This is a genomic window from Staphylococcus equorum (genome assembly GCF_001747895.1).
Classification (GTDB): Bacteria; Bacillota; Bacilli; order Staphylococcales; family Staphylococcaceae; genus Staphylococcus; species Staphylococcus equorum_A.
This window is the reverse complement of record NZ_LNNB01000019.1, coordinates 159,056-172,967: the sequence shown is the minus strand read 5'-3', so window position 1 is coordinate 172,967 and position 13,912 is coordinate 159,056. Positions and strand designations below refer to the sequence as shown.

Sequence of the window (13,912 nt, the reverse complement as noted above, 5' to 3'; positions counted from 1 at the left end):
GGATGAGCCCTTTTTATTTTGAGCGTGAGTATTCATGTCTCAGTTTCTATAATTATATGAATTAACTGTATTTAGCATTTTCTTTTAAAATCTGATAGCAGTAACTTATATATATGTAACCTTGTCGGATATACATTTCCTTAGCACTGTCTTCACCGTCAGCTATTAATATAATCGGTTTCGTATCAGCTATTTCCGCAACAAAAGTTTGCATCATACTGCCAATACCTTGTTTCTGATAACTTTCATCTACACCGAAGCCATCAATTTCCACAGTACATTGTGAAATGATTAAATCCAAAATCCCTACAGGCACATCTGCTTTATATGCGATTACACGAGATTTACTATCTTTATTGAATTGATTGCGAATTACTTCAATACTTTCATCTGCGTACGCCTTGCCAAAGGGTTCAGCAAATTGACGATAAATTGTAATATAATCTTCTAATGTTTGTTCAGTAACAAACATGACTTTAATTTGATCATTTTCATGTTTTTTTATATTCTGTGACTCAATTGCATAAAGTTCCATTAGTCCTAGTTCAAATTCATATGTTTGAAGTTTATCTAACCATTGTTGATCTAAAAGTGTATTCTCAGGAAACGTAAATGCTAAATGATGAGATGCTTGCTTTTTATGCATATCTAATTGAGTTTTCATATCTTGTTCCCAAGATATAATAGAAGGCATCTGTTTATAATCCCATTTATTCACGTCATATACTAAGGGTTCTTCAGGTGTTAGATAGATTGTCTTTAGTGTATCATCGACATAAACATCACCTTGTTGAAATATATCATTCATCGAAATCACCACGATTCAATCACCTACCCTTATATATTTATTTTATTAATTGTTTAAACCGACTATGATTCAGCATAATATTACCAATCAAACTTGCAATAACTGCTTTGACTAAATCCGCAGGCATGAAGACAAGGGATAAAGTCACTGATTTTGAAATCGGTAAATTAGTCATAAGCCCCATAACAATTGTACCTACAATATCTAATAAAATAACACCAAAGATAATTGTTGTACCTAATAATACAGTAAAGTTTATTTTTTTGAAATACAAATCTCTTACTAAACCAATTAGATATGCAATTACTGGATACATGATTAAAAAGCCAGTAGAGGGGCCTGCAAATACACCTATACCGCCACGTCCGCCAGATAATAATGGTAATCCAGTTGCTACAAGTAATAATAATACGATTACACTAAGCGCACCGTATTTACGTCCAAGTAAAATTCCCGCTAAGAAAATACCTATATTTTGTAAAACGATAGGTACTGGCATAATTGGTAATGGAATCGCTGGCACAAATCCTAATACACCAATAATTGCTGTCATTAAAGCAGTGTATACTAAATATTTTGTCGTCATAGTCAATCCTCCTAATGAAAAAAATTATACCATAAATGTTAACTGTTAAAAATAAAAAGTTTACAATATCTTATATATAATAAAAAAAGCACAACTCAACGGTGTTAATTCGTTGAATTGCGCTTTTTTAAAGCTGATTATAATGCTTATTAATTTAACTCGTGTATATTAGTTATTTAAAAGTTTATCTTTTAAATCTTTTCTCATAAATTCTAAAGTATATGGGTCATTATACCAATAAGTTTCAGCTTGCACTTCAAGCACATTGTCATTTTGAACTGCTGGTAAGTTATTCCATAGATTAGTTTTGGCATAAGCAGGTGTTGATTTCCCTTTACTTGTCGAAACAATATAATCGCCAGCATAATCTGCTATTTTTTCTTGTTTCACTTCAGCCCAGCCTTCTTTTTCAACTAAATCATTTAATTTTTCAGGCATTTTAAGTCCAAATGCTTGATACAATACTTCTCCGCCACGACCCCAGTTTGGTCCATAACTATATAGTTTTTTCTCGAATTCATCAAAAATTGAAACTGTTGCGTCTTCACCAATTTTATCTTTAATTTCTTTACCGTCTTTTTTAGTTTGCGCTTTCCATTTGTCTTCCCATTCTTTTACTTCATCTTCTTTACCAAGTAACTTACCTAATTCTCTTTGTTGGTCTAAATATTTATGTTTGCCATAATCAAATACGACTGTCGGCGCAATTTTTTTATATTTTTTAATATTTTTGTCAGTAGAATATACAACGATTAGATCTGGTTTCGTTTTTGCTACTTTCTCAACATCATTCTCGCCAACTTTTTCAACATCTTTAAATTTATCTTTAAGGAGGCTACTACTATCGACTTGTTCATTTACTGCAACAATATTCCCACCAAGATATTTAATTCCACCAGCATATGTAGGAGCAACTACTGCTATACGTTTTGGATTTTTTGGTATATCTATCTTTTTCCCGCTATCTAATTTATAAGACTTTGTTTCAGCTTTTGAGTCACTGTCCGAATTATTACCACATGCTGCTAAAATAAGCACTAAAGCAATTAACGGAAACAATAATTTTTTCATAAATTTTCCTCCATTGAAAATGATTATCACTACCAATTGATTATATAATGACTAAAGTAAATTTACAATAGTAATCATAAGTATCTTCACATTTTTTAAATTACAAAAAAATACATTTAGACAATTTGTCTAAATGTATTTTAACTGTTTATTTATATATTTTTAAAAATGATCTAATACACTATGTGCAATATTCGTATATGCCATATCTTCCATCGGCGGATTGTGTAAACCTGCGCGCATATCTCTATAATAGCGTTGTAATGGTCTTTCCATTTGAAGGCTTTTAGCACCAACAATACGCATAGCAATATCTATAACTTCTAAGCCTTGATTCATTACTAACACTTTACTTGCTGAGGTTTCATTCCATATTTGGCTACCTGAAACCTCCTGATTATATAAAGCCGCTGTGCTCCACAAGAAATGGCGCGCAGATAATAATTGCGCTTCCATCTTTCCAATATTTTGTTGCACAGTTGGTATATCACCGATTGTGCCTTCAATACTATTTGGGCTATAATTTTTCGCAAAATCAACAGCATAATCTCTTGCTGCTTGTGCAATACCAAGATACACACTTGGTATATGTAAAATCCAGCCATTCGGTTTTTTACCACCCGCGCCTCTTATTTCAACAAAGTTTTCTTGTGGGATATGTACATCATTTAATAATAAATCATGACTTTCAGTTGCACGCATACCTACCATATTCCAGTTATCTGCAATTTCTACACCAGGTGTATCTTTTTCGATTAAGAAAAAGCCAACTTGATCGATATCTTCATAATAAGCACTCACAACAAAATGGGTCAGCCCTTTACTCATTGAAGTAAACGTTTTTACTCCATTAACAACAAATCCATCATCTACTTTAACAGCGTTTGTCGCAGGTCTTCCCCCACGTGTTGGGCTACCAGTATCAGCTTCACTAACTGCTCGATTTACTAATGCCCCATTTTTCACTGCTTCAGCAAAGCGATCTAGCATATTGGGTTCCCACATTTGTTGTTCATATAACTGGCCTACTACACTTAAATGCCATCCTATAGAAAGTGCAGTCGCGCCATCAATAGATCCTAAATAGCTTTGTATTATAACCATATCTTCAACAGTTGCTCCTTCACCACCGTACGCTTTAGGTAAAGTAAGCAGTGTGTACCCTTCTTTTACTAACCATTCAATATTTTCATAAGGAAAACGCGAATGGATATCATTATATTCCGCTTTCTCTTTAAATTGCGTTTTAACTGTATCTAGTTTTGCAATCCATTTTTCTTGAATATCCGTATGTATTAATGCGGAATAATTCACTTTCATCACCTCATCATTAACTTTACTCCTATTTAAACTTAGTTTAACACTCGCCATTATTGAAAGAAAGCTTTTCAGCAATAAATCCTACTTTACCGATAAGAATTAATATGATACTTTGTATTTATTGACATACTGGGGGAAATTGAATGATTACAGTTAAAAATCTTATACATAAATACAACGAAAACACGATACTTAACGATGTCGGCTTTGCACAAGAACAAGGCACCGTTACTGCAATTATAGGACCAAGTGGTTCTGGGAAAACAACCTTACTTAGAACGTTAAATGCACTCGCACTTCCTAAATCTGGCACCATTGAAATCGGGGATGAAATTTTTGATGCTGCACATCATACAAATAAAGATATTGCTAAATTACGTAAAAAATCAGCTATGGTGTTTCAAAATTACAATTTATTTAAAAACAAAACAATACTTGAAAATATCACGTTAGGTTTAATACATGGTCAAAATTACAATACCAAACAAGCTAATGATATTGCCACATCTTATTTAGAGCGCGTGAATTTATTAAATCAAAAAGATAAATACCCTATTCAGCTATCTGGAGGTCAAAGCCAACGTGTAGGTATTATTCGTGCACTTGCGCTCAATCCAAAAGTTCTTTTACTAGATGAACCTACTTCTGCTTTAGACCCTGAATCAATTCAAAGCGTCTTATCTCTGATTAGATCGATTGCTCAAGAAGGTATGACGATGGTACTCGTTACACATGAAATACAATTTGCAAAAGCAATTGCTGATCAAGTTATATTTATTGATGATGGGCAAATCATCCATCGTGGAACGCCACAAGAAGTATTGGAAGATTCAAAATCTGAAAGAATCCATCGCTTTTTAAACAGAGTTGAAACGGAGCGTGACATTTAATGACATTAAAAAGAAGTTTCACATTTTTATTAATGTTAATGATGGTTTCCGTACTAACAGCATGTGGTAATAATGATGCTTCCGATAGTAAATCTCAGAAAAAAGAAGTTAAAGTAGCACTTTCTGCTGAAGTTAATCCACCTTATTTATATACTAATAAAGATAATGAGTTTGTCGGCTTAGATATGGATTATATGAAATTAATTGAAAAGAAATTACCTCAATATGATTTTAAATATGAAGTCGGTGAAGAGGAATCGAATTTAGTTGGGATTGGTTCAGGCAAGTTTGACATGGGGATAAATTGGTTTTTCAAAACACCAGAACGTGAAAAACAGTTTCTCTATCAAGATGAGCCTTACAGTTATGCGCTACCTTTATTAGTTGTAAACAAAGACAACAGTGACATACATAGTTTACAAGATTTACCTGGTAAAAAAATTACTCCTATGGCGCCAAGTGGTGGTTTATATTCTATACTCACACAGTTTAATAAAGACCATAGTTCCAAAATCGACATCAATACAATACAAGAACCTTCAAATGGTGACAATTTAAAAATGGTCAGCCAAGGACGTCGTGATGCCATGTTTTTAAATTGGAACACATATAAAGCAATTCAAGAACAAATAAATGCCGACGTTAAAATAGGAGGTATTGTGAAGAAAGAACCATTGCATATCGTTTATAATAAAAAACACCAAAAACTTCACGATGACGTGGATCGCGCGACCCAAGAACTTAAAGATGAAGGCAAATTACAATCACTTTCAAAAAAATATTTTGATATTAATGTCTTTGATGACTTAAGTGAAATCAATGAGCAAAAAGATAAATTGGAGGTGACAAACTAATGGGGTCAGTCAATTGGTTAGATTTGTTTGGACAAGTGTTGCAACAATTACCTTTAACTTTATTGATGATAATTGTTGCACTCTTTTTCGCAATCATACTTGGTTTTATTTTAGCAATGATTCGTATTAAAAAGACAAAAGTACTTGCTCCTATTGTAAGAGTTTATCTTTCATTTATACGGAGTACACCGTTATTATTACAACTCTTTTTAGTATATTTTGCATTACCACAATTATTGTTACTTATTCATATAGATATTAACCATTTCAGTAGATTGTTTTTTGTTATCTTAGCCTTTACTTTACATACAGGTGCATATCTTTCTGAAATTATCAGAGCAGGTTATCAATCCGTAGATTATAGTCAAATTGAAGCTGGATTAACAATTGGTTTATCTTATCCTAGAATTTTAAAAGATATTATTATACCTCAAGCTTTACGAAATAGCATACCGAATTTAACGACTCAAATCATAGAACTTGTAAAAGATACTTCGTTGGCTTTCACCATTGGTATCATCGATATGATGGGACAAGTCAAACTCATCATTGGAAATAATTACGGACTCGGCATGCTAGAGGTTTATATCGTAATTTCCATCATATATTGGATTATTGCTCTAATTATTCAAGGTACCTTTACTTTAATTGATAAACGAACACAAAAACCATATAGCGTTTAAGGAGGAAAATCATTTTGTCATTCATTCTATATACTATAAGTGAAGTACTTAAAGGCGTACCGAATACAATTATTATTTCCATTGTAGCTATGTTCGTAGGTCTTATTATCGGAACGTTATTTGCGATTATTCGTATCAAACGTGTGCCTGTCTTATCTCAACTTATAATCGTGTATAATTCATTTTTTAGAAGTACACCATTAATCGTTCAATTGTTCATACTATATTATGGAATACCTTCATTTATACTTTTTTTAAATGATCAGTTCTCTTGGACAATCAATCCTGACATATTCTCACCTTTAACGATTGCCTTTATCGTCTTTTCTTTTCATGCCGTAGCGTATCTTTCTGAATCAATTAAAGGCGGTCTTCAATCCGTAGACCAAAATCAAATTGAAGCTGCCCAAACAGTCGGACTATCAAAATTCAACATTTATAAAGAAATTGTATTACCACAAGCTTTTGCTTATGCATTGCCTAACATAGAAAATCAATTCATTATGTTAATCAAAGGTACTTCCCTAGCATTCGCTGTTCAAGTAACTGAAATTATGGCAGTCAGTCGTGTTATTGCAAATGAAGGTTATCGTTTTATTCCTGTATATACAGTAGCAGCTATATTTTATTGGTTGTTAGCAATAATATTAGAGTTCATCTTTGCAAAAATGGAACGTAATACGACGCGTTACTTAAGCGCAAATGCTTCTTAGGTAACGATATCAAACAAAAAAACTGTTTCTGAAATGTTATTTCAGAAACAGTTTTTTATACTTTATTATATTTAAGCTAAACTTTCCATGCATTGCGCTTTAAGTTTATAATATTGTTTTACCTTTTTCGGCATTGTGCCATGTTGTAATTCATCTTTAGTAACTATAGGATAGTTTTTAAAAACAACTGAGCCTATATAACCACAAAGTGCACTACCTGATGCACACATGAGTGCCACAATTATTACAGTTAATGCATTATTAAATCCAAACATAACCATAAGCCCTGCAATTGGTGTAGCTGTACCTGTCGCCTCATTTACTAAACCAAACATAGAGATAATTACACCTGAGAGCGCACCACCTACAAAATTGGTTAAATATACTGGTACTGGATTTGCTGTCACAATATCTGCTTGAGATAAAGGCTCTATTGCAACTGAAATCGTTGTTTTACGATCTCCAAATTTCATACGCTTAAATAATACAAAGTTCATAAATGATGAACCAAATACTGCTAAAGCACCGATAGCCATTGGCGTACCAGTTAATCCTAATAATGCTGTTAATGCCATTGAACTTAAAGGTGCAGTAGCAACAACAGTAATAATACCACCAAGTACAATGCCCATAAGAATAGGACTTGAAGTCGTAGATTCTTTAATGATATTTCCAATTTGTAATAACGTCGCATCTACTAAAGGCGTTGTACCAATAGCAATTAAACGTGTAATAGGCGCGATGACAATAATCGCAGCAATTAAATCAAGCCCATCTGGTAATTTTTGTTCCATCCATTTCATACCGAAACTCGCAATATAAGCTGCAACAAAGCCAGGTAAAAGATCCATGCTTCCACATGAGACAGCAATGACAAATGCATAAACTGGAGATACCCCCATAGCTAAAGCTACAAGTCCTGCAGCTGCAACACCGCCAAGTCCTCCAGCTGCATCACCCAACTCACCTAAGAATGGAATACCAAACAAGTCACCGCCTACATATTTGTGAAAAGCCTCTACTAGAAATGAAGCAATAGCTGCGTTAGCAAGGGCCCCCATAGCCTTGCCTCCATTTGGTGCTTTACTCGTGAACAATGTAAACAAAGCTAAAACAATCCCTAAAAATATGATCCCGATTAATAAATTCATAAAAACACCTTTCCAAACCATTTTGTATGCGCTTTCATTAGACAAATATTAGTATAGCACATTTAATTTGGTTCTCAAATCATATTTTTGTACAATATATAACTATAATTATAAAATTACATTATTCAGAATATTCAAATCTTTTAGACTTACGCACAACCTTATTATCATCAAGCTTTCACACTTTAAAACTGTTCCTGTAAGTTCTCTATAAGTTCATTAATTTTATCACGTTGTGCTTGATTTATATATACTACCACAGTTCTTTCATCTATATTGCTTCTTTTTTTATTTAAAAAATCCATTTTTATAAGCTTTTGCAAAGCCTTCGTTAAATAGTAGGGTTTCAATTCTGAGTATTGAGCAATTTCTTTTGCAGTGACGTCATTTTCTTTACAATTATACAGATAATTTAATATCAGTACTTCTTCATAATTTAGTTTATAGTTCTTTTTCGTTGTTTTAAAAAATTTCCTACCTTGTTGATAAGTTGCAATAAGTTCATTTAGTGACTTGAAATTTTGTTCATTCACAAAACCACTCCTTTTGTTATATCTTGATGTTAATAACTTAATTTTATCCTATTTAACGCCTTTAATTCAATATGCTTAACTATGAAAAATATGAACAATTCCTACTCTTTTTTTAATCTTTTATTTTTATTTTTAAATTTTAGTGGTTCATTCACCCTTTTTATTACTAAAAAAAGACATAGGTATAAAAATTTCAATTATCAAATATCTCTATTTAAAATAATGCATTTTGATATCTTAAATATGTCATAAAAATTCATACAAAAATGCACAGCACGTGTTAGACTATTATCCAACATTTGCTGTGCATTTAAGCTATTGCTATTTTAAATGATTGAGTTCAACCATTATTATTTTTTCTTAATATCAATTGTATCTAAGAAGCTTAATGCTGCTAAACCTGATAAATCTAATGCATGTTTAGCACCTGCTTTACCATGTCCTGCTTCAAAGTGTTTAATTGCTGCTACACCTAAAACTGAAATTGTTAAAAGTGATGCAATACGTGATAATCTTTTACTTGCAAAGCTTAAAACGAAAAATACAGCACTTAATGCTTCAAGTGCTCCTGCCAATGGCACTGCATTTGATGGCAAATTAAACACTTCAACAAAAGATTCTTTCATTGACTGGTCACCTTTAAGTTTAGGTTTTGATGCACCATATAATTCCTTAGCTAATTTTAAATTTGTTAAATAACGTAATATCATTATAAACGCTCCTTTTATTTGTTTTCAAAATATTTATCTACAATAGGCTTTACTCGCTCTGCTAATAATTTAATTGTATTGATTGTTTTATCATGTGGCATAGAACCTACAGGTGTATGAAGCATAAAACGAGTAAGACCTAGTGTTTCAATTGTTTCAATTATCTTTTGTGCAACGGTTTCCGGACTTCCAACATACAAAGCGCCATGTGGACCTGCTTCACGATCGAAGCTGTTTTCATCATATGGTGACCAACCCCGTTCTTTGGCTAATATATCATGACTCGCTTTTACCGATGGGAAAAACTCACGTTTAGCCAATTCATCTGTTTCAGCAATATAGCCCCATGAATGCGTAGCAATAGGCAATTCATTTATATTATGTCCGTAAGATCTAGCAATAGATTTGTACATATCTATGTTTCTTCTAAACCTTTTTGGGTCACCGCCAATTATAGCATAAGTTATAGGTAATCCTAATGCTCCTGCTTTTAATGAAGATTCTGGTGTTCCTCCAGTTGCAATCGTAATTGGTAAAGGCCCATGCTCCGCCTTAGGATAAACACTTAAGTTTTCAATAGAAGGTCGTAACTCCCCTTCCCAATTTACAATTTCATGTTTATTAATGGTCATTAATAAATCTATTTTCTCATTAAAGAGTTGTTCATAGTCTTTTAACTCATAACCAAATAATGGAAATGATTCAATAAATGAACCTCTGCCCACCATTATTTCTGCACGTCCATTGGAAACTGCATTTAATGTAGAGAAACGTTCGTAAACTCGAACAGGATCATCTGAAGATAATACTGTTACTGCACTACTCAACTTTATATGCGTTGTATTACGAGCTGCTGCTGCTAACACTGTAACGGGATCAGATACTGCATAATCTGCTCGGTGATGTTCTCCCAAACCATATACATCTAAACCATATTGGTCAGCTGTCTCTATTTCTTCTATTATATTTCTAATTCTTTGTCCATTACTTATAGCTGCTTGTCGTCCACTTTCCATATGAATATCAATATTATCTGCAAATGATGTCAAACCAAGTTCTATTTTCAAATAATCACCTCACAAACTAAGTATAATTTTTATACCTCTATATTAAATACTTCCTTAGAACATGTCAATTTCAATGCTCTAATTCTTTCCTTTCCTATTAAGACGGCTTTTAATTCACATTAACCTTAATTCAATACTTTTTATATAGTCTTTATATATAGTGTTTTTTCATATATTTAAATAACTAAATTCTCTCATATTTTATTGTTTGTAATTTTCTGTTATTTTACAGCTTTGTAATAAACTGAAGTGCAATTATACACTGTAAATTTTGTAAATATTATATTAACGGGCTTTTAAGCCTTAAACACCCATCTTCCTTTTGTTACATTAAGCACTTTATTATTAGAACTAAATTACAAAACGATAACAAACCCCACAAACAGACATTTTTCTGATAAAGTAATTCTTGTCGTTAAAACAGCGAAAAAAATTATAAATAATGTCTTTAAGAGACTGGGATAAATGATTTACAATTATTAGGAGGAAATTTAACAATGAAAAAAATCGCTACAGCTACTATCGCTACTGCAGGAATCGCTACTTTTGCTTTTGCACAAAATGATGCAGACGCTTCAGAAAATAACAATGGTGGGTATAACCCAAATGATCCAACATCATACAGCTATTCATATACAATAGACCAACAAGGTAACTATGATTACACTTGGCAAGGTAACTGGAACCCAAGCAATTCTGACCAAGGTCACAACAACAATGCTCAAAGCAATAACACTGCTGCTCAAAGCAATAACAGTGGTTATAGCTACAATCAAAACGGTTCTACAGCTACTAACAATAACTCAAACCAATCATATACAACAAATAACCAAGGTACTGGTGGAGGCGGAGCTGTTTCAACTTCTACTTCAAGTAGTAATGTTCAAGTAACAACTACTAGCGCACCATCAAGTTCATCAAACTCAATGGCTAACACTTCAGGTTCATCAAGCAACCTTTACACTTCAGGTCAATGTACATATTATGTATTTGATAAAGTTGGCGGTAAAATTGGTTCTACTTGGGGTAACGCAAACAACTGGGCAAGCGCTGCAGCTGCATCAGGTTACACTGTAAACAACTCACCTTCTCAAGGTTCAATCTTACAATCATCAACTGGCGCAATGGGTCACGTTGCTTATGTTGAAAATGTAAACAGCGACGGTTCAGTTAACGTTTCTGAAATGAACTACGGCCAAGGTGCTGGCGTTGTTACTTCACGTACAATCTCAGCTAGCCAAGCTTCATCTTACAACTATATTCACTAATAAATGATTTAAATAAAAAAGACAATCCTTATGGGTTGTCTTTTTTTTGCCGTTTTTTCTTATGACATTCTACTTATAATATAAAATCATGCATTTTAGTGATTATTCCACTATGTTATGGAATAGGAAAAGGAGTGAGACAGAAATCAAAATTTGATTTCCATCCCACTCCTACTAAATAGGGCCAGTCCCTATTTAGGTTTCAGACTTCTAAAGTCTTATATTTTTTAAAACCAATACGCTATCGCTATCCAATATATAAAGGCCATCAAATAAAGTAACGGAAAACTTTCTGAAGCTTTGCCTTTTATCCGTTTATATAATACAAATCCACCTACTATGAGTAAAACAACTGAGAAAATAAGTCTTACAATAAACATCGTTTCCAATGAAATTATTGACGTCGGTGCCAACGGTAAAATCGCTAATACGATTGTTAATATAACAATAATAACCGTATAGTAAATTGTATCGCTACTCTTATTTCGATGAGAATTAATCCAAAATATAATAAGTCCAAATATCGTAGTTAGTAAAATTTCATGAATTATCGTTGAACTATCTAACAATTCGGTCTTATAAAGTAATATCGCTACAATATACAATACAAAACCGATTGCAAAATAGATTATAGAAGGAGTTTTTAATTTTTTATCTACATTGAAATATTGATGAATTCCTGATGCCAATAGTAATATCGCTACAATTATCACTAGGTATAACATAGAATCACCTCATCCATAGTTATATATAACCGAATTATATATTTTTAAACTTATAATTCATATTTTATATTAAGATTTATTATTTTTTCTCTGTTAATTGTATACCTTTAAATTATTTAGTTTATTAGCTTTTTGCTTTTTTAATGCCAATACCTGAAAATCCATAAAAAATTGCGAATATGATACATAGATAACAAGGAACTGCCCAAATAAAGAATTGATCCACCGAAACACCTAACTGTTGTGTATAATAAATGCCTGATGTTCCCCATGGAATAAGTGGAATAATCATTGTACCTGAATCTTCTAGCGTTCTTGATAAATTAGAACGATCTAAATCCATATCATTATACATTTCCATCATTAACACGCCGACCATGATAATGACTACAGATGCCACACCAGCTGCGAGTACCATTATTAGACTACCGATTACAGTCGCTAGTATCAATTGTCCAACGGAATTAATATTTTTAGATATTGTTTTCAAAATAACATCTAAGCAACCAGCTTTTTCAACAATACCTGCGAAAGCATACCCACAAAAAATAGTAACAATGATTTCTGTCATGCTCATCATGCCGCCTTGCTCGACCAAATTAATGGCTTTATCCGATAATTCTCCACCACTTGTGGGTACCATGCCTTTATTAAAACCATCGAAAGTGGACTTAAATCCATCAACAATATTAAATCCATGATTAAATGCGCCAACAATGATTGCACTCAAACTTGAAATAAGCATTGCAGGTACAGTCGATATTTTTAATAATAAACACGTAATAATGATTAATAAGGGAATCCATACAAAAATATTTATATTATAAATTTGAGATAATTCGCTAAGCATTTGATTCACTTGTGATGTATTAGTATTTCCACCAAACTGCCTACCTGCAAAATACCAAACGATTAGGCCTATGATTGATGCTGGTACAGTCGTCCATATCATTGCTCTTATATGCGCAAAGATATTCACTTTTGTTACTAAAGCTGCTAAATTTGTCGTATCTGAAAGTGGTGACATTTTATCACCAAACACCGCACCTGCAATTATGGCACCTGCTGCCATACCTGGCGTAATATGTAACTCTGTCGCTATAGCCATTAACGCTATGCCCGCAGTAGACGCAGAGCCCCATGCTGTCCCTGTGGCAACTGAAGTAATTGCACATATAATAAATGCAGATACTAAAAATAAATTAGGATTTAAAAATTCTAAGCCATAATAGATCAAAGCCGGAACAGTCCCAGAGTACATCCAAGTACCTACGATAATTCCGACTGCTAAAATGATAAAGATAGCTGGCATTGCTGTTGCTAACCGATGTGTGATACCTTCTTCCAAATCTTGCCATTTCAACCCAACACGTCTTGCTATAAATGCAGCATATGCTGACGCTAAAATTAATAAAGCTTGTATTGGAATTTCAAAAACAACAAATCCTGTGATTACAATTATAATCATTACTATTATAGTAGAAATTGATTCTAAAAATGTTGGTTGTCTTGTCATACACAGTCCCCCTATTG

At 32.9% G+C, this 13,912-nt stretch carries 15 protein-coding genes; 5 read left to right on the top strand and 10 right to left on the bottom strand.

Features of this window, described 5'->3' with window-relative positions; all coding sequences use genetic code 11:
• Positions 1 to 61: 61 nt before the first annotated feature.
• The 4 genes from AST02_RS09445 to AST02_RS09430 form a co-directional block, all read right to left on the bottom strand.
• A complete protein-coding gene (locus AST02_RS09445; protein WP_046466038.1) occupies positions 62 to 808 on the bottom strand; it encodes a GNAT family N-acetyltransferase in 747 nt (248 codons plus the stop codon).
• A gap of 37 nt (positions 809 to 845) precedes the next feature.
• Complete coding sequence (locus AST02_RS09440; RefSeq protein ID WP_046465852.1) at positions 846 to 1,394, bottom strand: biotin transporter BioY; 549 nt, start codon at positions 1,392 to 1,394, stop codon at positions 846 to 848.
• Between the two features lie 168 nt (positions 1,395 to 1,562).
• Positions 1,563 to 2,465, bottom strand: coding sequence for an ABC transporter substrate-binding protein (locus AST02_RS09435; protein ID WP_046465853.1), 903 nt, complete (start codon positions 2,463 to 2,465; stop codon positions 1,563 to 1,565).
• Positions 2,466 to 2,627: 162 nt separating this feature from the next.
• Positions 2,628 to 3,785 (bottom strand): acyl-CoA dehydrogenase family protein, encoded by a 1,158-nt coding sequence (locus tag AST02_RS09430; RefSeq protein WP_046465854.1) that lies wholly within the window; start codon positions 3,783 to 3,785, stop codon positions 2,628 to 2,630.
• A gap of 143 nt (positions 3,786 to 3,928) precedes the next feature.
• Between AST02_RS09430 and AST02_RS09425 the strand changes: the two genes are divergently transcribed.
• From AST02_RS09425 to AST02_RS09410, 4 genes are read left to right on the top strand one after another with little or no spacing between them, the layout of a single operon-like run.
• On the top strand, positions 3,929 to 4,675 hold the full coding sequence (locus AST02_RS09425) for an amino acid ABC transporter ATP-binding protein (RefSeq protein WP_046465855.1): 747 nt from the start codon (positions 3,929 to 3,931) through the stop codon (positions 4,673 to 4,675).
• Positions 4,675 to 5,529 (top strand): amino acid ABC transporter substrate-binding protein, encoded by an 855-nt coding sequence (locus AST02_RS09420; RefSeq protein WP_046465856.1) that lies wholly within the window; start codon positions 4,675 to 4,677, stop codon positions 5,527 to 5,529. Before AST02_RS09425 ends, AST02_RS09420 begins: the two co-directional genes overlap by 1 nt.
• Positions 5,529 to 6,212 carry an amino acid ABC transporter permease gene (locus tag AST02_RS09415; RefSeq protein ID WP_069817623.1) on the top strand — a complete coding sequence of 228 codons (684 nt, stop codon included), beginning with the start codon at positions 5,529 to 5,531 and terminating at the stop codon, positions 6,210 to 6,212. The genes AST02_RS09420 and AST02_RS09415 overlap by 1 nt, the downstream gene beginning before the upstream one ends.
• 14 nt (positions 6,213 to 6,226) lie before the next feature.
• Positions 6,227 to 6,925: an amino acid ABC transporter permease gene (locus tag AST02_RS09410; protein WP_069817622.1), complete on the top strand. Its 699-nt coding sequence runs from the start codon at positions 6,227 to 6,229 to the stop codon at positions 6,923 to 6,925.
• 71 nt (positions 6,926 to 6,996) lie between these two features.
• On the opposite strand, the gene AST02_RS09405 is transcribed toward AST02_RS09410, so the two are convergent.
• From AST02_RS09405 to AST02_RS09390, 4 genes are all read right to left on the bottom strand, one after another.
• The gene (locus tag AST02_RS09405; protein ID WP_046465859.1) at positions 6,997 to 8,076 is read right to left on the bottom strand and encodes a PTS sugar transporter subunit IIC; all 1,080 of its coding nucleotides are present in this window, start codon (positions 8,074 to 8,076) and stop codon (positions 6,997 to 6,999) included.
• Positions 8,077 to 8,261: 185 nt separating this feature from the next.
• Positions 8,262 to 8,609, bottom strand: a complete 348-nt coding sequence (locus AST02_RS09400) for a transcriptional regulator, SarA/Rot family (protein WP_046465860.1) — start codon at positions 8,607 to 8,609, stop codon at positions 8,262 to 8,264.
• Between the two features lie 350 nt (positions 8,610 to 8,959).
• Positions 8,960 to 9,319 (bottom strand): DoxX family protein, encoded by a 360-nt coding sequence (locus AST02_RS09395; RefSeq protein ID WP_046465861.1) that lies wholly within the window; start codon positions 9,317 to 9,319, stop codon positions 8,960 to 8,962.
• Positions 9,320 to 9,333: 14 nt separating this feature from the next.
• Positions 9,334 to 10,386: an LLM class flavin-dependent oxidoreductase gene (locus AST02_RS09390; protein WP_069817621.1), complete on the bottom strand. Its 1,053-nt coding sequence runs from the start codon at positions 10,384 to 10,386 to the stop codon at positions 9,334 to 9,336.
• A gap of 497 nt (positions 10,387 to 10,883) precedes the next feature.
• On the opposite strand from AST02_RS09390, the gene AST02_RS09385 reads away from it, so the two are divergent.
• The gene (locus AST02_RS09385; protein ID WP_069817620.1) at positions 10,884 to 11,654 is read left to right on the top strand and encodes a CHAP domain-containing protein; all 771 of its coding nucleotides are present in this window, start codon (positions 10,884 to 10,886) and stop codon (positions 11,652 to 11,654) included.
• A gap of 227 nt (positions 11,655 to 11,881) precedes the next feature.
• On the opposite strand, the gene AST02_RS09380 is transcribed toward AST02_RS09385, so the two are convergent.
• Both AST02_RS09380 and nhaC read right to left on the bottom strand, forming a co-directional pair.
• Entirely contained in the window at positions 11,882 to 12,379 is a 498-nt protein-coding gene (locus tag AST02_RS09380; RefSeq protein WP_069817619.1) for a hypothetical protein, read from the bottom strand.
• A gap of 124 nt (positions 12,380 to 12,503) precedes the next feature.
• Positions 12,504 to 13,895: a Na+/H+ antiporter NhaC gene (gene nhaC, locus AST02_RS09375; RefSeq protein WP_069817618.1), complete on the bottom strand. Its 1,392-nt coding sequence runs from the start codon at positions 13,893 to 13,895 to the stop codon at positions 12,504 to 12,506.
• Positions 13,896 to 13,912 lie beyond the last annotated feature (17 nt).